2 protein-coding genes are annotated in these 1,304 nt (G+C 70.6%); both read right to left on the bottom strand.

Annotated elements, in window-relative coordinates:
• Nucleotides 1-93: 93 nt before the first annotated feature.
• Nucleotides 94-726 (bottom strand): coiled-coil domain-containing protein, encoded by a 633-nt coding sequence (locus E9934_RS16625; RefSeq protein ID WP_136564026.1) that lies wholly within the window; start codon nt 724-726, stop codon nt 94-96.
• The coding region (locus E9934_RS19715) for a hypothetical protein (protein ID WP_193556920.1) at nt 708-1,304 on the bottom strand (597 nt) is incomplete at its 5' end. The genes E9934_RS16625 and E9934_RS19715, both read right to left, overlap by 19 nt.

Here is a 1,304-nt window from a genome sequence, read left to right on the forward strand (position 1 = left end):
CGCGACGGCATCCTGGTTGGCTGTTGAGCGGGTCCGGTGCGGCCAGCGCGCCCGTTTCGTGGCGCTCGGTCGTCGTTTGCCTGCGGATCCGGGTCACAGCTCGGGGCGGAACTCCCGCAGCTGGTGCAGGAAGGTGTCCGGGTCGACCATCGACGCGTCGACGACGAAGGGGTCGAGGCCCCGCCGCAGGAAGCGGACCGACCAGCTCGGGTCACCGGGGCGCCCACTGACCTCGACCTGGGTGTCCGGCTTGCGGATGTCGAAGCGATAGGTCGTCTCACCCTGCTCGACGTAGACGATCCCGCGCACCACGCTCACCACGATGGGTACGACGCGGGTCCGCGCCGCCGCCCACGCGAGGCCGAGCGTCAACGCCACCATCACCAGGCCGAAGACCGAGAACAGCTTGCCGTTGATCAGGGCGAGCAGGGTCACCATGCCGGCGACGACGGCCGTCGCGCCGAGGACGAAGGACAGCACCCGGGGGTCACTGCCGTCGCCGGTGATCGGGTCGCCGCCGACCTCCCCGTCGAAGAGTGAGATCGTCGAGCTCTGCTCATGGGCCGCCAGGTCGGCGCGAGCCTGCGCCAGCTGGCCGGTCAGCTCGGCGACCTGCGCCTCCGCCTCCGCGCAACGCTGCGCCAGCGCGTCCCGCTCGGCGCGCAGGGATGCGTTGGCGTCGGCGTCGGTGATCTCGACGTCGCCCATCAGATCTCCGGTCGCCACTGGCGCAGAGCCTCGAGGAAGGTGTGGGGCTCGACCATCCGGGAGTCGATGGAGACCGGCGACATGCTGCGCCGCAGGATCATGATCCGCCAGTTGCGCTGGTCGGGTGCGCCCGTCTGCTCGATCTTCGTGTTGGGGCTGGTGAGGTCGAAGCGGCTGTTGGCGTCGCCGATGGTGACCTTGAGGACACCCTCCTCGTCGATGTGCACCGTGCGGGAGCTGTTGCTCATCCGCAGCGCATAGATCAGCAGCGCAGCGGCCGCGACCGTGAGGGTCGCGCTGAGGCCGATGTCGTCCCAGACGGTTCCCAGCCAGGCCATCCGACCGACCACGGCCGCGCAGGCCAGCGCGGCGAGGATCGCGATCGGCGCCAGGCTGTCGCTGCCCCGCTTGGAGTGATACGTGCGGTGCTTGACACCGCTCGATCCGGCCGCGGACCGGGCAGCGGTCGTCTCCGGCTCGGCGGCACGGGTCCGCTCCTTGACCGGGCGTTCCTTCGGGGCCTTCGCCGCCTTCGCCGCCTTCGGCTCCTTGGCCGGCTTCGGCTCCTTCGCGGGCTTCGGCTCCTTCGCGGGCTT

Origin of the sequence: Nocardioides caeni (assembly GCF_004912195.1) — a bacterium.
GTDB classification, from domain to species: Bacteria; Actinomycetota; Actinomycetes; order Propionibacteriales; family Nocardioidaceae; genus Nocardioides; species Nocardioides caeni.